Here is a 22,983-nt window from a genome sequence, read left to right as displayed (position 1 = left end):
AACGACACAAGCACTATGAACCTGCTGCGATGGCTCTTATCGGCCACCACTCCTGCTGCCGCCATGCCCGGCAGCACAACCAGCGAGGCCCCCGCATGACGGCCGAAGTCGTGACGGCCTTTACTGCTGCCGAAACCGCCGCCATGGACAAGGCCCTGAAGGCGGCCCTTCATGGTCCCCGCGGCGCGAACCCGTTGGTGGGCGCCGTCGTCGTCGATTCCGAAGGCCGGGAACTCGTCGCGGGTTTCCACCGCGGCGCGGGAACAGCCCACGCCGAGGCGGACGCCATTGCCCGGGCAGCTGCCGCCGGGCTTGATCTTTCCGGTTGCACCATGATGGTCACCCTGGAGCCCTGCAACCATATCGGCCGTACCGGCCCTTGCGCCCAGGCGATCATCGACGCCGGAATAACGGACGTGGTCTACGCCGTGGACGATCCCCATGATCCCGCCGCCGGCGGTGCCGCCACCCTTCGGCAGGCGGGCGTACGCGTACGCAGCGGACTGGGTGCCGGCGAAGCACTGGACCTGAACCGTCATTGGTTTGAGGCAGTAGCCGCAAAACGCCCGTTCGTCACCCTGCACATCGCACAGACCCTGGACAGCCGGATCGCTGCTGAGGACGGCACCAGCCAATGGATTTCCAGTCCGGAATCCCTGGCTGACAACCACGCCATCCGGGGCCGCATCGACGCCATCCTCGTGGGAACCCAGACCGTGCTGGTGGACAATCCCCGTCTCACTGCCCGCGGCCCCGCAGGGACGCCGGCTCAAAAGCAACCATTGCGGGCCGTGATGGGGTTGCGGGACACCCCGGCAGATGCTGCCATCCACGGGAGCGACGGCCTGGTAACCCACCTGCAGACCCGCGACCCCCAGGAAGCGCTGGCCACCCTTTACGGTTCCGGCATCCGCCACCTGATGGTGGAGGGCGGATCAAGCATCCTCAGCGCGTTCCTCGCCGCCGGGCTCGTCGACGAACTCATCATCTACCTTGCCCCCACGCTGCTGGGTTCCGGAACCCCCGCCCTCACCGGCCTGGGCATCACCACCCTCGCCGATGCCCAGCACTGGGAGTGGGACCCGTCCGACGGCGGGGCCGTCCGCACGCTGGGCCGGGACCTCCGGCTCCACCTCCGACCGCAACGCGCCGTTGCCCCAGACCCACAACCGTCCCGCCCCAGCGCGGAGCAAGCCCAGGGAGGCTACTGATGTTCACCGGAATTATCGCCGAGCAAGGGCACGTTCTGTCCGTTCAGAGGGACGGGAACGCCAGCGCCACCGTCCGGCTGCACGCCCCCGGCACTACCGAAGGCCTCGGTCTTGGCGGGTCCATCGCCGTCAACGGCGTATGCCTCACTGCCACCGAAATCGACGGCAAGGAATTCAGCGTGGACGTGATGGGGGAGACCCTCGTCCGCAGCACCATCGGTGAGTTGGCTGCGGGGGATGCCGTCAACCTTGAGCGTTGCGTCCCTGCCGGCGGAAGGCTGGACGGGCACGTGGTGCAGGGCCACGTGGACGGCGTCGGCGTGCTGCTCGAACGCGAGCCCCTGGGCAACTGGGAAAGGCTCCGGTTCGGGGTGCCAATCAACCTGGCCCGTTACATCGCGGAAAAGGGATCAATCGCCATCGACGGCGTTTCACTCACCGTTACCGCGGTCAGCCACGCAGCTGAACAAAGCCCCTGGTTCGAGGTGGGACTCATCCCCACCACCCTTGCCGAAACCGGCCTCGGTGCCAAAAGCACCGGCAGCAGGGTGAACCTGGAGGTGGACGTCCTGGCCAAGTACACCGAGCGGCTCCTCGCGTTCAGCACCCCCGCTCCTGCCGCTGTTGAGGGAGGAACACCGTGAACGCCGCCGTCGGATTCGAAGCTGACGTGGCCGGCGCTGCCGTCCCCGCTGCCCCGGGAGGAGCTGCCGTGCCGTTAAACACCATCGAGGAAGCTGTGGCGGCCATGGCCGCCGGAAGGCCGGTCCTGGTCGTGGACAACGAGGACCGGGAAAACGAAGGCGACATCATCTTCGCGGCCCAGCACGCCACACCCGCGCTGATGGGCTGGACCATCCGCTACAGCTCAGGAGTCATCTGCGTGCCGCTGTCCGGCGAACGCGCCGACGCCCTTGCCTTGCCCCCCATGGTGGCTGTCAATGAAGACGCCAAAGGCACGGCCTACACCGTATCCTGCGACGCCGCCGTCGGCGTCAGCACCGGCATCTCCGCCACCGACCGTGCCCTCACCGCCCGGGTTCTTGCCGATCCGCGGACAGGGCCGGCGGCCGTGACCCGTCCTGGGCATATTTTCCCGCTCCGCGCAGTTGACGGAGGCGTGAGGGAACGCCCGGGCCACACCGAAGCTGCGGTGGACCTGTGCCGCCTCGCAGGCGTCGAGCCCGTAGGCGTCATCGCCGAAGTGGTGTATGACGACGGCGAGATGATGCGTCTGGACGGGCTCCGGGTGTTCGCGGCGGAGCACGGCTGTCCTCTGATCTCCATTGAGGATTTGGTGGCCTACCTTGCAGCAGGGACAGGCGGCGCTCCGGTTCAGGGCGTCCGGCCGGTACCGGCCGGGGAGAAGGAGGAACGATGACGGCATCTGCGGCCAGCAATGGCCACTATCAGAACGGCTATCACCCGGAGCGGACCGGCAGCGGAGTGGTGCCCCATCCCGTCAGCGGCGGCCCCATCGTGCAACTGCCCACCGCCTTTGGCGACTTCGTGGCCCAGGCCTGGACCGATCTCGTCACCGGCGCCGAACATCTGGCCGTCAGTTCCCCCAACCCGCCCCGGGACGGCAAGGCGCCCCTGGTGCGGCTCCATTCCGAGTGCCTCACCGGTGATGTGTTCGGATCGTACCGCTGCGATTGCGGCGAGCAGCTTGCGTACGCCCTGGAACTGATCCGTGAACAAGGCGGTACCCTGCTGTACCTGCGCGGCCAGGAGGGGCGCGGCATCGGCCTGGCAAACAAGATCAAGGCCTACGCGCTGCAGGAGGCAGGCTTTGACACGGTAGAGGCCAACGAGCAGCTGGGGCTGCCCGTGGACGCCCGGTGCTACAACGCCGCCGCCCAGGTGCTTGCCGAGATGGGCCTTCACGAGGTCCGCCTGCTGAGCAACAACCCGGACAAGCAGAACAGATTGGCCAGGGCCGGGGTGAAAGTGGTGGAGATGGTTCCCACCGAAGTCCCTTCCCGTGACCAGAACCTCCGCTACCTCCAAACGAAGAAGGACAGGATGGAGCACCGCCTCCTCCTGGACACCCACGTGGCCCCCGTGCCCGTTGCCAGCCCCACCACCTTTACCCACCAACAAGACTGAACGGAACAGCACTGACCTATGAGCGGACACGGCGCCCCCGATATCGACCTCACCACCCTCAACCCGGACGAAACGTCCCAGCTGCGGCTGGCCATCGTTGCGGCCAGCTGGCACACCCAGATCATGGACGGGCTCCTGGATGGCGCACTTCGCGCCGCCAAGGACGCCGGGATCGCCGAGCCCACCGTCCTGCGGGTGCCGGGCAGCTTTGAGTTGCCCGTCGCAGCCGCGCGGCTGGCACCGCACTTCGACGCCGTCGTCGCCCTCGGCGTCGTGATCCGCGGCGGTACGCCGCACTTCGAGTACGTCTGCCAGGCGGCGACGTCAGGCCTCACCGACGTGAGCGTGCGCACGGGCGTTCCGGTGGGCTTCGGAGTCCTGACCTGCGACACCGAACAGCAGGGCCTGGACCGCGCAGGCCTTCCCGGCTCAAAGGAAGACAAGGGCCACGAAGCCGTCACGGCGGCGCTGGCCACCGCCGTCGTCCTGAAGCAGTACAACAGCTAGCAATCTGCGCCGCGGCGGGCGCGGTGTGTCTTCACTCACATCGTGCCCGTCATCCAGCGGCCCGACAGGCGCCCTGCACGCCGCAGCAAGTAGGCTGGAGGGCGTGAAGAATTTCGAGACGCTGTTCGCTGAACTCAGCGACAAGGCAGCCACCCGCCCGGAAGGCTCCCGCACCGTCGCTGAATTGGACTCCGGTGTCCACGGCATCGGCAAGAAAGTCGTTGAGGAAGCAGCCGAAGTATGGATGGCTGCCGAATATGAATCCGATGAAGCTGCGGCCGAGGAAATTTCCCAGCTGCTGTACCACCTGCAGGTTCTGATGCTCGCCAAAGGCCTGACCCTGGAAGACGTCTACAAGCATCTGTAGCCACCGGTCCGGCGTGCCACGTGCCGCCGGTGCCCGCCGTGGCCTGCATTGCCTGAAAACCTAGACATTTTCAAATCCAGAAAGATTACCCATGCTGCGAGTTGCCGTCCCCAACAAGGGCTCACTGTCCGAAGCTGCCTCCGCCATGCTGACCGAAGCCGGCTACCGCCAGCGCCGCGATGCCCGCGAACTGGTGATGGTTGACCCCGACAACGACATCGAATTCTTCTTCCTACGACCCCGCGACATCGCCGTTTATGTAGGCCAGGGAACGCTTGACGTCGGCATCACCGGACGCGACCTGCTGCTGGACGCGGAGGTGGAAGCCGAGGAGCTGCTTCCGCTGGGATTCGCCGCCTCCACCTTCCGCTTCGCCGGTCCGGTAGGAGACTTCGCAAAGGTCGAGGAGCTGGAGGGCAAGCGGCTCGCCACCAGCTATGACGGACTGCTCCGCGGCTACCTCGCGGACCGCGGCATCAACGCCAAGGTGGTCCGCCTGGACGGCGCCGTGGAATCCTCGGTCCGGCTGGGCGTTGCGGACGCCATCGCCGACGTCGTCGAAACCGGCAACACCCTCAAGGCTGCCGGGATGGAGATCTTCGGTGAACCGATCCTGAAGTCGGAGGCCGTCCTCATCCGGCGCACCGGCGGTGGCGGCGCCGCGAACGGTACGGCCAAGGAGATCGAAGTCCTGATCCGGCGCCTGCAGGGTGTGCTGGTGGCCCGCCAGTACGTCCTGATGGACTATGACATCCGCAAGGAACTCGTGGAACAGGCCGCTGCCCTTACGCCCGGCCTGGAATCACCCACCGTTTCGCCTCTGCGGGATTCTGACTGGGTTGCCGTGCGTTCCATGGTGCCCAAGCGGGAAACCAACCGGATCATGGATGAGCTGTACGACCTTGGCGCCCGCGCCATCCTGGTGAGCAGCATCCACGCCTGCCGTATCTGATTCCGCCCGCCCAGCAGCACTCCCGCACCACAGAATTCCAGGAGTTCCCATGGCAGTAGCCGTACGCGTCATCCCCTGCCTCGACGTCGACGCCGGGCGCGTCGTCAAGGGCGTCAACTTCGAGGGTCTCCGCGACGCCGGCGACCCCGTGGAACTGGCCCACCGCTACGACAACGCCGGCGCCGACGAACTGACCTTCCTTGACGTCACCGCCTCCTCCGGCAACCGCGAAACCACGTTCGATGTGGTCCGCCGGACCGCCGAGGAAGTCTTTATCCCGTTGTGCGTCGGCGGCGGCGTCCGTGGTGTGGCAGAGGTGGACAAGCTGCTGCGCTTCGGTGCGGACAAGGCCTCCATCAACACCGCAGCCGTTGCCCGGCCCGATGTCATTGACGAAATCACGCGGCACTTCGGCTCGCAGGTCCTCGTCCTGTCCGTCGACGCGCGGCGCACCCGCCCCGGGTCCCGGCCCACGCCGTCGGGCTTCGAAGTGACAACCCACGGCGGACGCACCGGCACCGGAATCGACGCCGTCGCATGGGCAAAGGAAGCCGCCGACCGGGGCGTGGGCGAAATCCTCCTCAACTCCATCGACGCGGACGGCACGAAAGACGGCTTCGACCTTGAGCTCATCAGCCTGGTCCGGGCCGCCGTCAAAGTGCCCATCATCGCCTCCGGCGGCGCGGGGGAGCCGGCACACTTTCCGCCAGCCGTCGCAGCCGGCGCTGACGCCGTACTGGCCGCATCTATCTTCCACTGGGGACCGGACGACATGATGTCCCAGGTCAAAACGGCCATTAGGGAAGCGGGCTTCGAAGTACGCTAACCCCACTGACTGGCAGTTGTTGTCGTTTTGGACGCTGATAACGACAACAACTGCGAGTTAGTTGGGTTAGAGTCCCACTTCGGCTGACTGCAGGAGCGCGACGGCGTCCGGCTGGCCTTCGAAAGTGACCAGGGCGTGCCGTGTTCGGCCGTGCGCGTGCATGAGCAGTTCGCCCGGCTCGCCGACAATGGCCACAGAAACGGGGGCGCGCTTGGCAACATGCCGCGGTCCTGAAGGCCGCACCAGCACGATGCCCAGGTCGACTCCCCGGTACAGGATGGCTGCGCGCTTGACGAGTTCATCCCACAGGGCGTCCGAATAGGCTTCGTCCAGTGCCCTCGGTGCCCACCGGTCCACTGCGCGCCGGACGTCTTCGGTGTGGACGAAGTACTCGATCAGGTTGGCGCTCTCATCCAGCCCCTTGATCTTCAGGGGCGAAAGCGCGGGCGGCCCGGCACGGAAAGTGTTGACCAGCCGGGTGTAGGCCTCGGCCGTGGTCAGCTTTGCTGCGAGTTTTGCGGTGGCCTGGTCTGACGCTTTCGCCAGCCGCTTGATGATCAGGCCCAGTCCCACGGCGGCTTTGCGTTCGCGCAGGTAAAGGTGCGCGGCAAGGTCCCTGGTGCGCCAGCCCTTGCAGAGTGTGGGCGCGTCAGGACCGGCCGCAATGAGGGTTTCGGCCAGGACTTCTCGGGACGGATCAACGAAATGCATCACTTGGAAAACTAGCACGAGAGCCGCTCAGTTGGGCAGCACGTCCACGGGGGCCGGCCTGCCCTCGTTCACACAGGAATCGGGGCAGGGCCAAGGCACTAGACTTGACCTGATGTCTGAGCAGCCCACCCCCACCGCAACCCCTGATTCCACCGTGCCCGCAGCGCCGGCGGCAGTCCCGGAGGCAACGCCCGCCGCCGGTTCTGCCAGCCCCCTTCCCGAGGAGCTGGCAGCGGCCCTCAAGCGCGACAGCTCCGGCCTGGTGGCCGCCGTCGTGCAGCAGTTCGATACCAACGAGGTGCTCATGCTGGGCTGGATGGATGACGAGGCACTGCACCGCACCATGACCAGCGGCCGCGTCACCTTCTACTCCCGTTCCCGCCAGGAGTACTGGCGCAAGGGAGACACCTCCGGGCACGTGCAGTGGGTTAAGTCCCTGGCCATGGACTGCGACGGCGATGCCCTGCTGGTGCGCGTGGACCAGGTCGGTGCCGCCTGCCACACCGGCACCCGCACCTGCTTCGACGGCAGGGACCTCGCAGTCACAACAGGCCAGGCAGACTGACCTTCATCCGCAGGCTGCTGCGGAGCGCGGGGGAGGGCTGGCCAACCCCGCAAGCACACCAACAGGCGCCGGCTCGGCCGGCCCCTACTAGAACAGGCGGAACAGCATAGCCATGCAGGACCTTGGAATCATCACCCCGGGCCTTGAGGAGTTCCGGGAACTTGCCGCCCACAGCCGCGTCATCCCCGTGCGCCTCAAGGTACTTGCCGACGCCGAGACCCCCATCGGTTTGTACCGGAAGCTCGCGCAGGGTCAGCCCGGAACGTTCCTGATGGAGTCCGCTGCAGTGGGCGGTGCATGGTCCCGTTACTCCTTCATCGGCGCGAGGTCCCGGGCAACACTGACCACCAAGGACGGAAACGCGCACTGGCTGGGCGAGCCCCCCACAGGCGTCCCGGTGGACGGCAGCCCCGTGGATGCTGTCCGTGACACCATCGAGGCGCTCCGCACCGAAAGGTTCGACGGCCTGCCGCCCTTCACCTCCGGCCTGGTGGGCTTCCTCGGCTGGGAAACAGTGCGGCACTGGGAACGCCTGGTGAGCCCGCCCGAGGATGACCTGCAGCTGCCGGAAATGGCGCTGAACCTCGTCACGGACATGGCCGTGCACGACAACGTGGACGGCACGGTGCTGCTGATCGCCAACGCCATCAACTTCGATGACAGCTCCGAGCGCGTGGACGAGGCCTGGCACGACGCCGTGGCGCGGGTCAAGGCCCTCCTGGCCAAAGTCAGCACGCCCGTGGCGCAGCCCGTCTCCGTGCTTGCGCCGGCCGCGCTGGACTTTGCCTCCAGCGTTCAGGAGCGCTGGGACGAAGCCGAGTATTTGGCCGCCCTGGACCGCGGCAAGGAAGCCATCGTTGACGGCGAGGTGTTCCAGGTGGTGATTTCCCGCCGCTTCGAGATGGAGTGCCAAGCTTCCGCACTGGACGTCTACCGGGTGCTGCGCAACACCAACCCCAGTCCCTACATGTACATCTTCAGCCTTGAGGATGCCGAGGGCCGGGAGTACTCCATCGTCGGGTCCTCGCCGGAGGCCCTCGTCACCGTCACCGGCGAAGAAGTCATCACGCACCCCATCGCAGGATCCCGCCCGCGCGGCAGGACGGTGGAGGCGGATAAAGCACTCGCTGAGGAGCTCCTGGCGGACCAGAAGGAACGCGCCGAACACCTGATGCTCGTGGACCTTTCCCGCAACGACCTTTCCAAGGTATGCGTGGCCGGGACCGTTGACGTCACGCAGTTTATGGAGGTGGAGCGTTTCAGCCACATCATGCACCTCGTCTCCACGGTGGTGGGCCAGCTCTCACCGCGAGCTAAGGCGTACGACGTCCTGAGGGCCACGTTCCCGGCCGGGACACTGTCCGGAGCGCCGAAACCCCGCGCCCTGCGGCTCCTCGACGAGCTCGAACCGCACCGCCGCGGCATCTACGGCGGCGTTGTGGGATACCTCGACTTCGCCGGGGACATGGACATGGCCATCGCCATCCGCTCGGCCCTGCTCCGCGGCGGACGGGCTTATGTCCAGGCCGGCGGCGGCATCGTGGCCGACTCGGTCAACCCGACGGAAGCCCTCGAAACCGTGAACAAGGCCGCGGCGCCGCTGCGGGCCGTGCACACCGCGGGCTCCCTGCAGAACATTTCCGCCGATTCATTGCCGGGCAGGACAGAATCCTGATGCAGGACCAGGACCAGGACAAAGGCCAGGCAGCAGGGCAGCCAACCGGCCGGAAGCCCTCCGGCACCCGGGCCTGGGCACGCAAGTCCACGCTGGTGCTGCTCGTAGCCGTCCTGGCGCTGGCCGTTTTCGGCACCACCACCCAAACGTGGATGACTGTCACGCTGGACCCCAACCAGGTGGGCCAGGCCGGCGCCGCGCAAACGGCACTTGAGGTCCAGGGCAGCAAGGCCGCCACCGCCGTTACCGCGCTGGCCCTGGTAGCCCTGGCGGGCGGGCTCGCCGCAGCAATCGCAGGCAGGATCGCCCGGTTGATCATCGCCGGCATCATCGTCCTCGCATCGGCAGGGATTGTTGCCGCCGCGGCCACCGTTCTGGCCAATCCGCTGGCCGCAGCCCAGGGGGCCATCGCGGCCGCCACCGGGATTACAGGCAGCAAGGCGGAGGTGGCCGTCACCGCTTTCCCGGTGTTCGCCGTCGTTACCGGCTGTCTGCTGGCCCTGGCAGCCCTGCTCATCATTCCCGCCGGGCGGCACTGGAAAACCAGGACCAAGTACGACGCACCTGCCGCGGGCAGCACCGCCGCCGCGGCAGGTCCGGTGGACGAAATTGACAGCTGGGACCGGCTTTCCCGCGGCGATGACCCTACCTAAGCCGGTGCAACGCCGTCCGGCGCACGCGGGCAGGCCGCCGATACCCGGCCACCGGCCAATAAATGGCAGAATGTAAGCAGTATCCACCCTGAGGAGATTTTCCATGAGCAAAGCACCTGCATCCGTATCCAAGTCAGGCACCCGCACCGTGGCCCCCGGCGCCATTGACCACAGCCAGGAACTCGGCCACGGGAACAGCCCCGCGGCCTGGACCTGCGTCATCGTGATGCTGGTGGGCGCACTCATCGCTTCGATCGCCTTTGTGATTGCCAGCACTCCCATCTTCATCGCCGGCATCGGCGTGATGGTGATTGGCCTCATCCTCGGCTACATCATGCGCAAGGCAGGCTACGGCGTCGAAGGCAGCAAGCTGAAGAACTCCGGCCACTGATGGCAACTGTTCTCGATGACATCAATGCCGGTGTCAGGGAGGATATGGACGCGCGGAAACGCCAGGTTTCCCTCGCTGAACTGAAGGACCTGGCCCAGGCCGCGGCACCTGCCCGCGATACCTGGGCTGCGCTCGGCGGGCCCTCCCCGTCCCGGGAACAGCTGAAGGTCATTGCGGAGATCAAACGCCGCAGCCCCTCCAAGGGCCACCTCGCCGCCATCGGCGATCCGGCGTCCCTAGCGAAGCAGTATGCCGACGGCGGCGCCTCCGTTATCAGCGTGCTCACCGAACAGCGCCGCTTCAACGGCGCACTCGCAGACCTGGACGCCGTGCGTGCCGCGGTTGACGTTCCGTTGCTGCGCAAGGATTTCACGCTCGACGAGTACCAGATCTGGGAAGCGCGCGCACACGGGGCCGACCTGATCCTGCTGATCGTGGCAGCGCTCTCCGACGCACAGCTCGCCGAGTTCTCCGCGCTTAGCCACGAGCTGGGCATGAACGTCCTCGTGGAGACCCACACCGAGGAGGAAATCGAGCGGGCCGTCGCAGCCCGCGCGCGCATCATCGGCGTCAACGTGCGGAACCTGAAGACGCTCGACGTCGACCGGTCCGTTTTCGCCTCCCTGGCAGGCCAAATTCCCGCCGAAGCCCTCGTGGTGGCCGAATCGGGGGTCCGCGGCGTGGACGACGTCACGCACTACGCCGCCAGCGGCGCCAACGCAGTCCTCGTGGGCGAGGCGTTGGTCAGCCACTCCACCCCGCGTGAGCGGATTGCTGAATTCACGGCGGCAGGGGCCGCCGCCATCGCTGCCCGCCGCTGACCGGAGCGCCCCTGCACACCCTGTGGGCAGGGGCTGTTTGCCGCCCGGCGTATTCTGTTCCGGCACCGCTGCCGGAACCTCACACACTTACTGAATGAACAACTTCGAACAGGACGGGTCTGATGGTTGACGCACCCTCAGCGAACGCTGACAACAATGCCGCGGAAGCATTCCTGCAGGGCGGCTCCCTCAAGCATGCTCCGGGACCCTACTTCGGCAGCTACGGCGGACGCTGGATGCCGGAGTCCCTGATCGCCGCCTTGGACGAACTTGAGGAAACCTTCGACAAGGCGAAAGACGATCCCGAGTTCCGGGCCCAGATCACGGACCTGAACAAGAACTACTCCGGGCGTCCCTCACTGCTGACCGAAGCCAAGCGCTTCTCGGAGCATGCCGGGGGAGTCCGGATCTTCCTCAAGCGCGAGGACCTCAACCACACCGGTTCGCACAAGATCAACAACGTCCTGGGCCAGGCGCTGCTGGCCAAGCGCATGGGCAAGACCCGCGTCATCGCCGAAACCGGTGCCGGCCAGCACGGGGTGGCCAGCGCCACCGCCGCCGCCCTGATGGGCCTGGAATGCGTGGTGTATATGGGCGCGGAGGACTGCCGGCGCCAGGCGTTGAACGTAGCCCGCATGGAGCTCCTCGGTGCCACCGTCATTCCGGTCACCAGCGGCTCGCAGACCCTCAAGGACGCCATCAACGAGGCCCTCCGGGACTGGGTGGCCAACGTGGACCACACCCACTACCTGCTCGGCACTGCTGCCGGCGCCCACCCCTTCCCCGCGATGGTCCGCTACTTCCATGAAGTGATCGGTGAGGAAGCCCGTGCCCAGATCCTGGAACAGGAGGGCAGGCTCCCTGACGCCGTCTGCGCCTGCATCGGCGGTGGCTCCAACGCCATCGGCATCTTCCACGGCTTCCTTGACGACCCGTCCGTGAAGATTTACGGCTTCGAGGCCGGAGGCGACGGCGTCGAAACGGGCAGGCATGCCGCCACCATCACGCTCGGCAAGCCCGGGGTCCTGCACGGCGCCCGCTCTTACCTCATGCAGGACGATGACGGCCAGACCATCGAGTCCCACTCCATCTCCGCCGGCCTGGACTACCCGGGCGTCGGCCCGGAGCACTCCTACCTTGCCGACATCGGACGGGTCAGCTACGAGCCCATCACGGACAGCGAAGCCATGGACGCCTTCAAGCTCCTGTGCCGCACCGAAGGCATCATCCCGGCCATCGAGTCCTCCCACGCGCTGGCCGGCGCCATCAAGGTGGGGCAGCGGCTTGCTGCCGAAGCCGTAGCCGGCGGCGGGGCTGCGGAGGACAAGATCGTGATCGTGAACCTCTCCGGCCGCGGCGACAAGGATGTGGCCACCGCAGCCGAATGGTTCGATCTGTTGGACAAGGACTCCGCCGAGGCGGAAATCGGCAAAGAGGGGGAGCAGCTGTGACCACTGCACAGACCATCAGCAAGTCAGCGGCGGCCATCGACAAGGCCCGCGCGGAAGGCCGCGCCGCGCTCATCGGCTACCTTCCCGCCGGCTACCCCAGCGTGGAGCAGACCATCGCCGCCGGCATAGCCCTGGCGGAGAACGGTGCCGACCTCATCGAAATCGGCATCCCCTACTCCGACCCCGTCATGGACGGCCAGGTTATCCAGACCGCCACCACCGAGGCGCTGGCCAAGGGCTTCACTGTGCGCCAGGTCTTTGACGTGGTGGCGGGCATCACCAGCAAGACCGACGCTGCCGTCCTGGTGATGACCTACTGGAATCCGGTGGTCAGGATGGGCGTGGACGAGTTCTCCCGGCGCCTGGCAGAGGCCGGGGGAGCCGGGCTCATCACCCCGGACCTCATCCCGGACGAGGCAGCCGAATGGATGGAAGCTTCGGACAAGTACGGCCTGGACCGCGTGTTCCTGGTTGCGCCGTCCTCCACCGCCGAGCGCATGCAGCGGACCGTTGACGCCAGCCGCGGCTTTCTCTACGCCGTGTCCATCATGGGCGTCACTGGCGCGCGGACCTCCGTCAGCACCGCGGCCAAGGACGTTGTGGCCGCCGCGCACGCCGCCGGCGCCCGACGGGTCTGTGTCGGGCTGGGCGTGTCCAACGCCGGGCAGGTCCGGGAGATCGCCGCCTACGCTGAAGGCGTCATCGTGGGCACGGCCCTCGTGGCAGCCATCCGCGACGGCGGCGTGGACGCCGTCGCTGCCCTGACCAAAGACCTCAGCACCGGACTGACCAGGGAAGAAGCCTAACCTCATGCAGACGCTCCTTTCCGCGGCCGCGATGGTGCCCGCCAGCATCCCCAGCCCTGACTGGTCCGGCTTCGACATTCCCCTGCCCTGGGGGACGCTGCGCATCCACGCTTACGCGCTGTGCATCCTGGCAGGCATCGTGGTGGGCCTGTGGCTGACCTCGGCCCGCTGGGCCAGGCGGGGCGCACCGGAAGGCAGCGTCTGGGACATCGTTGTTTGGGCGATTCCCTTCGGCATCATCGGCGGCCGCCTCTACCATGTGGTGTCCTCACCGGACGCGTACTTCGGCCCCGGCTTCGACGGCACCGGGGACCTCTCCCTGATCCCCCAGATTCAGCGGGGCGGGCTCGGCATCTGGGGCGCTGTTGTCCTGGGCGTCGTGGGCGCGTGGATCGGCTGCCGCCGCAGCGGCGTCAAGCTCAGCGCCTTCCTGGACGCCGCAGCACCCGGGCTGCTGCTGGCCCAGGCCGTGGGGCGCTGGGGCAACTACTTCAACCAGGAACTGTTTGGCGGCCCAACCACCCTGCCGTGGGGGCTGCAAGTCGACGCCGACAACGCCAACTTCCCTGCAGGAGTCCCCGCCGACACCCTGTTCCACCCCACGTTCCTCTACGAATCGCTGTGGAACCTGGCCGGCGTCGTGATCCTCCTTGCCCTGGACCGGAAGTTCAACTTCCGCCGCAGCAGGCTGTTCTGGCTTTACGCGATGTACTACACCCTGGGCCGGGTCTGGATCGAAGCCATGCGGATCGATGACGCCGAGCAGATCTCCCTCTTCGGCATCACCACCCGGCTGAACGTCTGGACCAGCATCTTCGTTTTCCTGGCCGCCCTTGCCGCGTTCATCCTGCTGGGAAGAAAGAAGCGGACGGAATCGGAGAGCGTGTACCTGCCGGGCCGGGAGCCGGTGGAAGACCTGGGCCGGCCGAACGCCGGTGCAGTGACAGCCGCGGGCAGTCCAGTCCGTGATACGGACTCCGTTGTCTCAGATAGTGAATCGCGTGATAATCTCCCTCATAACAAAAGCGGTTCCCGGCATGCTTCCGTCCCCGCGGAACAAGCCAAGGCTGCGCCGGCGGGCCGCAAGCCCGGACAGGACGCAACCGCTGCCGGAAGTTCCGGCAGCACGGCCACAGGAACCGCGCCGGAAGCCGGCACTACCAAGTAGCGCGCAGGCCAGGCAGGGCAGCGGAGCCACCGCTCGAAGCGCCTAATCACCACAGCGTCGTGGCAGCGGGGCCACCCTGGACAGCATAGAGCTGCTGTCCGGTGTTGCCCGGGGCAGGGGCCTGCTTAACTGTTAGTTCAGCAGGCCACGCTGACCTACAATTTCCAGTAATCAACACTTTGTTGTGCCCATAACCGCGGCGCCGCACGAGTGGGGCCAACGTTGTCCCTTCCATACGCACGATCAGGAGGAAGGACGTCTCCCATGACCCAAACTCTTCACACTCCCAGCTGGTCTGAACCGGATCAGCCGGAGGCTGCCATGTCGCCGTTCAAGCGTTTCGCAGCCCTCCCGGAGGCAAGCGGGCTGTACAACCCGGAGCAGGAGAAGGACGCCTGCGGTCTTGCGATCATCGCCACCCTTCGCGGCGAGCCCGGCTATGACATCGTGGACGCCGCCCTCACCGCCCTGCGCAACCTCGAACACCGTGGTGCCGTGGGCGCGGACGAAGGCACCGGTGACGGTGCCGGGCTCCTGATGCAGATCCCGGATGAGTTCTTCCGCGCGGTCACCGAGTTCGAACTTCCCGCCCCCGGCCAGTACGTGGCCGGTACCGCTTTCCTCCCCGCCGAACAGCGGGAGGCCGACGCCGCCAAGGCAGGCATCGAGGGCCTCGCCGCTGACGAGGGCCTCAAGGTCCTCGGCTGGCGTGAGGTGCCCATCGTCGCCGACCTCGTCGGTGCCATGGCACGCGCCTGCATGCCCTACTTCTCCCAGCCCTTCCTGGCGTCCGCCACCGGCGAAGAACTGGACCGCAACGAGCTGGACTCCCGCGCCTGGCGGATCCGCAAGCGCGCGCAGAACAAGTTCGGCGTGTACTTCCCGTCCCTGTCCTCCCGGACCATCGTGTACAAGGGCATGCTCACCACCGCCCAGCTCGAGCCGTTCTACCCGGACCTCTCGGACAAGCGCTTCAAGACCAAGCTCGCGATCGTCCACTCGCGCTTCTCCACCAACACCTTCCCGTCCTGGCCTCTGGCCCAGCCGTTCCGCACCATCGCCCACAACGGTGAGATCAACACCGTCAAGGGCAACCGGAACTGGATGCGCGCCCGCCAGTCCCAGCTCGCCAACCCGCTGCTGGGGGACTCGCCGGAAGAGCTGTACCCCATCTGCACCCCCGGGGCCTCCGACTCCGCGTCCTTCGATGAGGTGGCCGAGCTGCTGTGGCTTTCCGGCCGCCCCATCACGCACTCGATCATGATGATGATCCCCGAGGCGTGGGAAAACCACGCCACCATGGACCCGGCACGGCGTGCGTTCTACGAGTACCACTCGCTGCTGATGGAGCCTTGGGACGGTCCGGCGGCTGTGTCCTTCACCGACGGCAACCTCGTCGGCGCCACCCTGGACCGCAATGGCCTGCGCCCCGGCCGCTACTGGATCACCGAGGACGGCCTGATCGTCTTCGCCTCCGAGGTGGGCGTCATCGACGTCGAGCCCTCCAAGGTGGTCAAGAAGGGCCGGGTGTCCCCGGGCAAGATGTTCCTGGTGGACACCGGGTCCGGCCGCATCATCGACGACGAAGAGGTCAAGGCCGAAGTCGCTGCCGCCAACCCGTGGGCGGAATGGGTCAAGGACAACCTGATCGACCTCAACGACCTTCCCGAGCGCGAGCACGTGGTCCACACGGCCGCGTCCGTGAACATCCGCCAGCGCACCTTCGGGTACACCACCGAAGAGCTGAAGATCCTGCTCGGCCCGATGGCCCGCACCGGCGCTGAGCCGCTGGGCGCCATGGGATCGGACACCCCGGTTGCCGTGCTGTCCAAGCGCCCGCGCCTGCTCTTTGACTACTTCGTTCAGTCCTTCGCGCAGGTCACCAACCCGCCGCTGGACGCCATCCGCGAAGAACTGGTCACCTCGTTGACCTGTGCCATCGGCCCCAACGGCAACCTCCTGGACACCAAGCAGGTCCGCCAGCCCCAGATCCAGCTGCCGTTCCCGGTGATCAACAACGACCAGCTCGCCAAGATTGCCAACATGGAGGACGCCGAAGGCTTCCGCGTAGCCATGAAGGTCCGCGGGCTTTACCGCCCCGAAGGCGGCGAGAACGCCCTCCGCGCCCGGCTCACCGAAATCTGCGAGCAGGTCTCCGGCGCCATCAACCGCGGTGTCCAGTACATCGTGCTCTCCGACCGTGACTCCAATGCGCAGTGGGCGCCCATCCCGTCCCTGCTGCTGGTCAGTGCCGTACACCACCACCTGCTGCGCAGCGCCAACCGCACCAAGACCGCCCTGGTGGTCGAGGCGGGCGACGTCCGCGAGACGCACCACGTGGCGGTCCTGATCGGCTACGGCGCCTCCGCTGTCAACCCTTACCTGGCCATGGAATCCGTGGAGCAGCTGATTGCTGCCGGCGACGTCACCGGCGTCACCCCGCAGGACGGCGTCTACAACCTGATCAAGGGCCTGGGCAAGGGCGTCCTGAAGATCATGTCCAAGATGGGCATCTCTACGGTCGCGTCCTACACCGGCGCCCAGACGTTCGAAGCACTCGGCCTGGGCCAGGAGCTGGTGGACGAATTCTTCGCCGGCACGCACTCGCAGCTCGGCGGTGTGGGCCTGGACGTTATTGCCGCGGAGGTCTCGGCGCGCCACCAGATGGCGTACCCCGAGGGCGGCATCGAGCAGCCGCACCGTCCGCTGCTGGGCGGCGGCGAGTACCAGTGGCGCCGCGACGGCGAGCCCCACCTGTTCAACCCGGAGACCGTCTTCCGGCTGCAGCACGCCACGCGTGAGCGCCGCTACGACATCTTCAAGGCCTACACCAGGGGAGTTGACGATCAGTCCACCAACCTGATGACCCTCCGCGGCCTGCTCAAGTTCAAGAACGAGCGTCCTGCCGTTCCCCTCGAGGAAGTGGAGCCGGTCTCCAGCATCGTCAAGCGGTTCTCCACGGGTGCCATGAGCTACGGCTCCATCTCCCAGGAGGCCCACGAGACGCTGGCCATCGCCATGAACCAGCTGGGCGGCAAGTCCAACACGGGTGAGGGCGGGGAGGACGTGGAGCGCCTGCTCGATCCCAAGCGCCGTTCCGCGGTCAAACAGATCGCTTCCGGCCGCTTCGGCGTCACCAGCCTGTACCTGACCAACGCCGATGACATCCAGATCAAGATGGCGCAGGGTGCCAAGCCCGGCGAAGGCGGCCAGCTGATGGCGCAGAAGGTCTACCCGTGGGTGGCCCGCACCCGCCACTCAACACCCGGCGTCGGGCTGATCTCCCCGCCCCCGCACCACGACATCTACTCCATCGAGGACCTCGCCCAGCTCATTTACGATGCCAAGCGCGCCAACCCCTCGGCCCGGGTACACGTCAAGCTCGTGTCGGAAGTGGGGATCGGCACCGTGGCGTCCGGCGTGACCAAGGCGAAGGCCGACGTCGTACTCGTCTCCGGCCACGACGGCGGAACGGGCGCCTCGCCGCTGAACTCGCTCAAGCACGCCGGTGTCCCGTGGGAGCTCGGCCTGGCCGAGACGCAGCAGACGCTGATGCTTAACGGCCTGCGCGACCGCGTGGTGGTGCAGGTGGACGGCCAGCTCAAGACCGGCCGCGACGTTGTGATCGCCGCTTTGCTGGGCGGCGAGGAGTTCGGCTTCGCCACCGCCCCGCTCGTGGTGGAGGGCTGCATCATGATGCGCGTCTGCCACCTGGACACCTGCCCCGTGGGCGTGGCCACCCAGAACCCGGAACTGCGGGCACGCTTCAGCGGCAAGCCCGAATTCGTGGTCAACTTCTTCGAGTTCCTCGCCGAGGAAGTCCGCGAAATCCTGGCAGAGCTGGGCTTCCGCAGCCTCGAAGAGGCCATCGGCCACGCCGAGGTCCTGGACACCCGCGAAGCCGTCAACCACTGGAAGGCCGACGGCCTGGACCTGGATCCGATCCTGCACGGGCTGGAGTTCGACGACGACGCCCCGCTGCGGAACATGACCGGCCAGAACCATGAGCTGGACAAGCACTTCGACCAGCGGCTGATCACCATGGCCACGGAAGCCCTGACGGACCGCAGCCCGGTGAAGATCTCGGTGGACGTGATCAACACTGACCGCTCCGTGGGCACCATGCTGGGCCACATGGTCACCAAGACCTTCAGCACGGACGTCCTGGCCACGGACACCATCGATGTCACCCTCAGCGGCACCGCCGGCCAGTCCCTGGGCGCCTTCCTGCCCGCAGGCATCACGCTGCGGCTGTTCGGTGACTCCAACGACTACGTGGGCAAGGGCCTGTCCGGCGGACGCATCATCGTCCGGCCGGACCGTACCAATGTGTTCAAGGCGGAGACCAACGTCATCGCCGGCAACGTGATCGGGTACGGCGCCACGAGCGGTGAAATGTTCCTGCGGGGCCAGGTGGGCGAACGCTTCCTGGTCCGCAACTCAGGTGCCACCGCCGTCGTCGAAGGCATCGGTGACCACGGCTGCGAGTACATGACCGGCGGCCAGACGCTGATCATCGGCCGCACCGGGCGCAACTTCGGCGCCGGCATGTCCGGCGGCACCGCCTACGTCCTTGACCTGGACACTGCCCGGGTCAACAAGGACGCGCTGCAGTCCGGCGAACTCCAGCTCCGCGGGCTGGACGCCGAGGACCGCGACATTGTGCACGGCCTCCTGGTCAAGCACGTTGAAGAAACAGACTCCCAGCTGGCTGCGCGGCTCCTCGAGAATTTCGATGACACCGCTGCCCGCATCACCAAGGTGCTGCCGCGCGATTACGCGGCTGTGCTGCAAACCCGCCTCAACGCCATTGAAGAGGGCCTGGACCCCGACGGCGAAGAAGTGTGGTCCCGAATCCTGGAGGTAACCGGTGGCTGATCCACGCGGATTTCTGAAAGTACGCCAGCGTGAAACCCAGCCCCGGCGTCCCGTTCCCGTCCGCATCATGGACTGGAAGGAAGTATACGAGGCGCAGGAAAAGGGCACCCTGAAGGCCCAGGCCGGCCGCTGCATGGACTGCGGCGTCCCGTTCTGCCACCAGGGCTGCCCGCTGGGCAACCTCATTCCCGAGTGGAACGACCTCATGTGGCGGGACAAGGGCGAGGAAGCCATCGAGCGGCTCCACGCCACGAACAACTTCCCGGAGTTCACCGGCCGGCTGTGCCCCGCCCCGTGCGAGGCGTCCTGCGTGCTGGGCATCAACCAGCCTGCAGTAACCATCAAGCAGGTGGAAGTTTCCATCATCGATGAGGCCTGGGACAACGGCTGGGTCAGCCCGCTGCCGCCGGCACGCCTGACCGGAAAGACCGTTGCCGTCGTCGGCTCCGGACCTGCCGGCCTTGCGGTCGCTCAGCAGCTGACGCGCGTGGGCCACACCGTGGCCGTGTACGAGCGGGACGAGAAAATCGGCGGCCTGCTGCGCTACGGCATCCCTGACTTCAAGATGGAAAAAGAGCAGGTGGACCGCCGCGTCGAGCAGATGAAGGCGGAAGGAACCCGTTTCCGCACCGGTGTAACGGTGGGGACGGACGTGACCTGGGAGCAGCTGCGCAGGCGCTACGACGCCGTCGTGGTTTGCACCGGCGCTACTGTGCCCCGTGACCTGCCCATCCCGGGCCGGGACCTCGAGGGCGTCCACTTCGCGATGGACTACCTGGTGCCGGCAAACCGTGTAGTAGCGGGGGAGACGGTGGAAAACCAGATTCACGCCCAGGGCAAGCACGTGGTGATCCTCGGCGGCGGCGACACCGGAGCAGACTGCCTCGGCACCGCCCACCGCCACGGTGCTGCTTCGGTGACCACCCTTGCCATCGGCAAGCAGCCCCCTGCTGAACGCGCGGGCCACCAGCCGTGGCCAACGTTCCCCACGCTGTTCGAGGTGGCCAGCGCCCACGAGGAAGGCGGCGAACGCACCTACCTCGCCTCCACGGTTGAGTTCGTTGGCGAAAACGGCCAGCTGACCGGCGTCAAGGTGGCCGAGACGGAGTTTGTTGACGGCAAGCGCCTACCCAAGGCCGGCACGGAGCGGATCATTCCCGCGGACCTGGTCTTCCTGTCCCTCGGGTTCACCGGTGCTGAGCCTGCCGGCATCACCGAACAGGTGAAGGCTGAATTCGACGGCCGCGGCAACGTGTCCCGCGACGGCTACTACATGACCAACACCGAAGGCGTATTCGTGGCCGGCGACGCCGGGCGCGGCCAGTCACTGATCGTCTGGGCCATCGCCGAAGGACGCGCCGCCGCAGCGGCAGTGGACAAGTTCCTGATGGGCAGCACCATCCTGCCGGCTCCCGTGGCGCCAACCGACAGGGCCATCGCCGTCCTCTAGCGCAGCATCAAGGGTTCACCTCCACGACGACTTAACCAATGCAAGTGACCAATAGGGTAGGTATATGAGACGCGCAAAAATTGTGGCTACGTTCGGCCCGGCAATTGCCAGCTACGAAAACACGCTCGCGGTGCTGGAGGCCGGCGTTGACGTCGCCCGCATGAACATGAGCCACGGTGACTACACCGTGCACGACAACACCTACGAGAACGTCCGGAAGGCTGCCGCCGATCTCGGCAAGGCGGTGGCCATCATGGCCGACCTGCAGGGGCCCAAGATCCGTTTGGGCCGGTTCGTTGACGGCCCGCACGCCCTGGCCGTCGGCGACACCTTCACCATCACCACGGAGGACGTTCCCGGCACCAAGGACATCTGCTCCACCACGCTGAAGAGCCTCACCGAGGACGTGAACGTGGGCGATGCCCTGCTGATCGACGACGGCAAGGTGGCGCTGCGTGCCACAGCCGTTGACGACGTCAAGGTTGTTGCCGAGGTGACAGTGGGCGGCATGGTGTCCAACAACAAGGGCATTAACCTGCCCGGCGTTGCCGTCAACGTCCCCGCCCTGAGCGAAAAGGATGAGGACGACCTCCGCTGGGCCATGCGCCGCGGTGTTGACCTGGTTGCCCTTTCCTTCGTGCGTGACGCCTCAGACATCACCCGGGTGCACGAGATCATGGACGAAGAAGGCCGCCGCGTGCCGGTCATCGCCAAGATCGAAAAGCCCCAGGCCGTGGAGCAGCTTTCGGAGATCATCGACGCGTTCGATGCCATCATGGTGGCCCGTGGCGACCTGGGCGTGGAACTGCCGCTGGAGGAAGTGCCGATCGTCCAGAAGCGTGCCATCGAACTGGCCCGCCGCTGGGCCAAGCCGGTCATCGTGGCAACCCAGGTCCTGGAATCCATGATCGACAACCCCCGCCCCACCCGGGCCGAGGCCTCCGACTGCGCCAACGCCGTCCTGGATGGTGCCGACGCCGTCATGCTCTCGGGTGAGACCAGCGTGGGCAAGTACCCGATTGAGACCGTCAAGGTGATGGCCCGGATCATCGAGTCCACCGAGGTCCACGGCCTTGAGCGCGTACCCCCGCTGGGGACGAAGCCCAAGACCCGCGGCGGTGCAATCACCCGTGCCGCCGTCGAAATCGCCGACCAGCTGGACGCCAAGTACATCTGTGCGTTCACCCAGTCCGGCGACTCCGCCCGCCGCCTCTCCCGCCTGCGCCCCATCAAGCCGGTCTTCGCGTTCACTCCGGTGGAGCAGGTCTGGAACCAGCTCGCGCTGACCTGGGGGATTCAGCCGGTGCTGGTCCAGATGGTGGACCACACGGATGAGATGACCGCGCAGGTGGACCGCAGCCTTCTGGAGATGGAACTCGTCGAAGATGGCGACCTGGTGGTCATCGCCGCCGGTTCCCCTCCCGGAAAAGCCGGCTCCACCAACTCGCTGAAGGTGCACAAGGTGGGCGACCTCGCTGACACCGCCCGTGTTGGTGAAGCGGTCAGCAACAAGGAAAAGCTCGGCCCCTGGCCGGAAAAGAAAAAGAAGGCCTAGGCTTTCGAGCAGCGAAAAGGACCCCTGCCGGTTGGCAGGGGTCCTTTTCGCTGGCTTCGTTGGTTGGGCCTGCTGGAACCAAAAGGCCCAACCTTTTGGCTGCTAGTTGACCTGGTTGATGATGGTTTCGGCGACCTCGCGCATGCTGAGGCGGCGGTCCATGGAGGTTTTCTGGATCCAGCGGAAGGCTTCGGGTTCGGTGAGGCCCATCTTGGTGGTGAGCAGGCTCTTGGCGCGCTCCACGAGCTTGCGGGTGGCGAACTGCTCCTGGAGGTCGGAGACTTCGCTTTCGAGTGCCTTGATCTCCTCGTGGCGGGAGAGTGCGATTTCGAGTGCCGGGATAAGGTCGGCAGGGGTGAAGGGCTTCACGACGTAAGCCATGGCCCCGGCGTCGCGGGCCCGCTCCACCAGTTCCTTCTGGCTGAAGGCGGTCAGCAGGACCACGGGGGCGATGCGGGCCTTGACGATCTTTTCCGCTGCTGAGATACCGTCCATGACGGGCATCTTGACGTCCATCAGGACCAGGTCCGGCTTCAGTTCCTCGGCAAGCTGGACAGCCTTTTCGCCGTTGTCCGCTTCGCCGATGACGTCATAGCCTTCGCCGCGCAGGATTTCGATGATGTCGAGGCGGATGAGGGTTTCATCCTCGGCCACAACGACGCGGCGCGCCGGCTGGGACGTGGGTTTTGACTCCGTCTGTTCAGTCACGGGATCTCCTTGGAAAGGTACGGCGGGACACCACTATCTTAGGTGCGCCCGGTCCCGTACTTGATCTGCATGGTCAGTTGCGGCGACGGCGGCGCGATTCTGGAATTCAGCCTATCTGCATGTAGAGTAATTCCGCGTACGTGAAGCGATCGCGTTGCTCACAATCAGCTGTGGGCGTA

At 66.4% G+C, this 22,983-nt stretch carries 21 protein-coding genes; 19 read left to right on the top strand and 2 right to left on the bottom strand.

What is annotated here, in order from left to right; all coding sequences use genetic code 11:
• The first annotated feature begins 95 nt into the window (after positions 1-95).
• The 8 genes from ribD to hisF all read left to right on the top strand — a co-directional run bounded on the left by ribD (position 96) and on the right by hisF (position 5,972).
• Positions 96-1,211 (top strand): bifunctional diaminohydroxyphosphoribosylaminopyrimidine deaminase/5-amino-6-(5-phosphoribosylamino)uracil reductase RibD, encoded by a 1,116-nt coding sequence (gene ribD / locus AC5RVN_RS05725; RefSeq protein WP_494137326.1) that lies wholly within the window; start codon positions 96-98, stop codon positions 1,209-1,211.
• Positions 1,211-1,855 carry a riboflavin synthase gene (locus AC5RVN_RS05720; RefSeq protein ID WP_494137325.1) on the top strand — a complete coding sequence of 215 codons (645 nt, stop codon included), beginning with the start codon at positions 1,211-1,213 and terminating at the stop codon, positions 1,853-1,855. Before ribD ends, AC5RVN_RS05720 begins: the two co-directional genes overlap by 1 nt.
• The gene (gene ribB / locus AC5RVN_RS05715; protein ID WP_494137324.1) at positions 1,852-2,592 is read left to right on the top strand and encodes a 3,4-dihydroxy-2-butanone-4-phosphate synthase; all 741 of its coding nucleotides are present in this window, start codon (positions 1,852-1,854) and stop codon (positions 2,590-2,592) included. The genes AC5RVN_RS05720 and ribB overlap by 4 nt, the downstream gene beginning before the upstream one ends.
• Entirely contained in the window at positions 2,589-3,320 is a 732-nt protein-coding gene (gene ribA / locus AC5RVN_RS05710; protein ID WP_494137323.1) for a GTP cyclohydrolase II, read from the top strand. The genes ribB and ribA overlap by 4 nt, the downstream gene beginning before the upstream one ends.
• 18 nt (positions 3,321-3,338) lie before the next feature.
• On the top strand, positions 3,339-3,827 hold the full coding sequence (gene ribH / locus AC5RVN_RS05705) for a 6,7-dimethyl-8-ribityllumazine synthase (RefSeq protein WP_494039526.1): 489 nt from the start codon (positions 3,339-3,341) through the stop codon (positions 3,825-3,827).
• A 103-nt stretch (positions 3,828-3,930) separates the two neighbouring features.
• Positions 3,931-4,194, top strand: coding sequence for a phosphoribosyl-ATP diphosphatase (locus AC5RVN_RS05700; protein ID WP_494137322.1), 264 nt, complete (start codon positions 3,931-3,933; stop codon positions 4,192-4,194).
• A 91-nt stretch (positions 4,195-4,285) separates the two neighbouring features.
• Entirely contained in the window at positions 4,286-5,146 is an 861-nt protein-coding gene (gene hisG, locus AC5RVN_RS05695) for an ATP phosphoribosyltransferase (RefSeq protein ID WP_494137321.1), read from the top strand.
• A 49-nt stretch (positions 5,147-5,195) separates the two neighbouring features.
• Positions 5,196-5,972, top strand: a complete 777-nt coding sequence (hisF, locus tag AC5RVN_RS05690; RefSeq protein WP_494137320.1) for an imidazole glycerol phosphate synthase subunit HisF — start codon at positions 5,196-5,198, stop codon at positions 5,970-5,972.
• 66 nt (positions 5,973-6,038) lie between these two features.
• Here hisF and AC5RVN_RS05685 read toward each other — a convergent pair whose 3' ends face one another.
• Positions 6,039-6,683 carry a TIGR03085 family metal-binding protein gene (locus tag AC5RVN_RS05685; protein ID WP_494137319.1) on the bottom strand — a complete coding sequence of 215 codons (645 nt, stop codon included), beginning with the start codon at positions 6,681-6,683 and terminating at the stop codon, positions 6,039-6,041.
• A 112-nt stretch (positions 6,684-6,795) separates the two neighbouring features.
• Between AC5RVN_RS05685 and hisI the strand changes: the two genes are divergently transcribed.
• The 11 genes from hisI (at position 6,796) to pyk (ending at position 22,096) form a co-directional block, all read left to right on the top strand.
• The gene (gene hisI / locus AC5RVN_RS05680; protein WP_494137318.1) at positions 6,796-7,248 is read left to right on the top strand and encodes a phosphoribosyl-AMP cyclohydrolase; all 453 of its coding nucleotides are present in this window, start codon (positions 6,796-6,798) and stop codon (positions 7,246-7,248) included.
• Positions 7,249-7,360: 112 nt separating this feature from the next.
• Positions 7,361-8,923 (top strand): anthranilate synthase component I, encoded by a 1,563-nt coding sequence (locus tag AC5RVN_RS05675; RefSeq protein WP_494137317.1) that lies wholly within the window; start codon positions 7,361-7,363, stop codon positions 8,921-8,923.
• Positions 8,923-9,576 carry a Trp biosynthesis-associated membrane protein gene (locus AC5RVN_RS05670; RefSeq protein ID WP_494105585.1) on the top strand — a complete coding sequence of 218 codons (654 nt, stop codon included), beginning with the start codon at positions 8,923-8,925 and terminating at the stop codon, positions 9,574-9,576. Before AC5RVN_RS05675 ends, AC5RVN_RS05670 begins: the two co-directional genes overlap by 1 nt.
• 103 nt (positions 9,577-9,679) lie before the next feature.
• Positions 9,680-9,967 carry an HGxxPAAW family protein gene (locus AC5RVN_RS05665; RefSeq protein WP_494039533.1) on the top strand — a complete coding sequence of 96 codons (288 nt, stop codon included), beginning with the start codon at positions 9,680-9,682 and terminating at the stop codon, positions 9,965-9,967.
• A complete protein-coding gene (gene trpC / locus AC5RVN_RS05660; RefSeq protein ID WP_494137316.1) occupies positions 9,967-10,788 on the top strand; it encodes an indole-3-glycerol phosphate synthase TrpC in 822 nt (273 codons plus the stop codon). The genes AC5RVN_RS05665 and trpC overlap by 1 nt, the downstream gene beginning before the upstream one ends.
• 122 nt (positions 10,789-10,910) lie before the next feature.
• Positions 10,911-12,239 carry a tryptophan synthase subunit beta gene (gene trpB / locus AC5RVN_RS05655; protein WP_494039535.1) on the top strand — a complete coding sequence of 443 codons (1,329 nt, stop codon included), beginning with the start codon at positions 10,911-10,913 and terminating at the stop codon, positions 12,237-12,239.
• Entirely contained in the window at positions 12,236-13,045 is an 810-nt protein-coding gene (gene trpA / locus AC5RVN_RS05650) for a tryptophan synthase subunit alpha (protein WP_494137315.1), read from the top strand. The genes trpB and trpA overlap by 4 nt, the downstream gene beginning before the upstream one ends.
• Before the next feature lie 4 nt (positions 13,046-13,049).
• The gene (gene lgt, locus AC5RVN_RS05645; RefSeq protein WP_494137314.1) at positions 13,050-14,213 is read left to right on the top strand and encodes a prolipoprotein diacylglyceryl transferase; all 1,164 of its coding nucleotides are present in this window, start codon (positions 13,050-13,052) and stop codon (positions 14,211-14,213) included.
• 264 nt (positions 14,214-14,477) lie between these two features.
• Positions 14,478-19,091, top strand: a complete 4,614-nt coding sequence (gene gltB / locus AC5RVN_RS05640) for a glutamate synthase large subunit (protein WP_494039538.1) — start codon at positions 14,478-14,480, stop codon at positions 19,089-19,091.
• Positions 19,084-20,541 carry a glutamate synthase subunit beta gene (locus AC5RVN_RS05635; RefSeq protein WP_494039539.1) on the top strand — a complete coding sequence of 486 codons (1,458 nt, stop codon included), beginning with the start codon at positions 19,084-19,086 and terminating at the stop codon, positions 20,539-20,541. The genes gltB and AC5RVN_RS05635 overlap by 8 nt, the downstream gene beginning before the upstream one ends.
• A 64-nt stretch (positions 20,542-20,605) precedes the next feature.
• On the top strand, positions 20,606-22,096 hold the full coding sequence (gene pyk, locus AC5RVN_RS05630; RefSeq protein WP_494105579.1) for a pyruvate kinase: 1,491 nt from the start codon (positions 20,606-20,608) through the stop codon (positions 22,094-22,096).
• A gap of 102 nt (positions 22,097-22,198) precedes the next feature.
• Here the strand turns inward: pyk and AC5RVN_RS05625 are convergent, their stop codons facing one another.
• Positions 22,199-22,804, bottom strand: coding sequence for an ANTAR domain-containing response regulator (locus AC5RVN_RS05625; RefSeq protein ID WP_163163231.1), 606 nt, complete (start codon positions 22,802-22,804; stop codon positions 22,199-22,201).
• Positions 22,805-22,983 lie beyond the last annotated feature (179 nt).

This window comes from Arthrobacter sp. sptzw32, assembly GCF_059089735.1.
Note: the sequence above shows the minus strand (reverse complement) of the source record. Positions and strands in the feature narration are given on the sequence as shown.

Coding starts and splice junctions, on each gene's coding strand:
- AC5RVN_RS05685 (WP_494137319.1), bottom strand. CDS start 6,683: ATGCATTTCGTTGATCCGTCCCGAGAAGTCCTGGCCGAAACCCTCATT.
- AC5RVN_RS05675 (WP_494137317.1), top strand. CDS start 7,361: ATGCAGGACCTTGGAATCATCACCCCGGGCCTTGAGGAGTTCCGGGAA.
- trpB (WP_494039535.1), top strand. CDS start 10,911: ATGGTTGACGCACCCTCAGCGAACGCTGACAACAATGCCGCGGAAGCA.
- ribH (WP_494039526.1), top strand. CDS start 3,339: ATGAGCGGACACGGCGCCCCCGATATCGACCTCACCACCCTCAACCCG.
- ribD (WP_494137326.1), top strand. CDS start 96: ATGACGGCCGAAGTCGTGACGGCCTTTACTGCTGCCGAAACCGCCGCC.
- AC5RVN_RS05720 (WP_494137325.1), top strand. CDS start 1,211: ATGTTCACCGGAATTATCGCCGAGCAAGGGCACGTTCTGTCCGTTCAG.
- AC5RVN_RS05670 (WP_494105585.1), top strand. CDS start 8,923: ATGCAGGACCAGGACCAGGACAAAGGCCAGGCAGCAGGGCAGCCAACC.
- ribA (WP_494137323.1), top strand. CDS start 2,589: ATGACGGCATCTGCGGCCAGCAATGGCCACTATCAGAACGGCTATCAC.
- pyk (WP_494105579.1), top strand. CDS start 20,606: ATGAGACGCGCAAAAATTGTGGCTACGTTCGGCCCGGCAATTGCCAGC.
- hisF (WP_494137320.1), top strand. CDS start 5,196: ATGGCAGTAGCCGTACGCGTCATCCCCTGCCTCGACGTCGACGCCGGG.
- gltB (WP_494039538.1), top strand. CDS start 14,478: ATGACCCAAACTCTTCACACTCCCAGCTGGTCTGAACCGGATCAGCCG.
- trpC (WP_494137316.1), top strand. CDS start 9,967: ATGGCAACTGTTCTCGATGACATCAATGCCGGTGTCAGGGAGGATATG.
- lgt (WP_494137314.1), top strand. CDS start 13,050: ATGCAGACGCTCCTTTCCGCGGCCGCGATGGTGCCCGCCAGCATCCCC.
- hisI (WP_494137318.1), top strand. CDS start 6,796: ATGTCTGAGCAGCCCACCCCCACCGCAACCCCTGATTCCACCGTGCCC.
- AC5RVN_RS05665 (WP_494039533.1), top strand. CDS start 9,680: ATGAGCAAAGCACCTGCATCCGTATCCAAGTCAGGCACCCGCACCGTG.
- hisG (WP_494137321.1), top strand. CDS start 4,286: ATGCTGCGAGTTGCCGTCCCCAACAAGGGCTCACTGTCCGAAGCTGCC.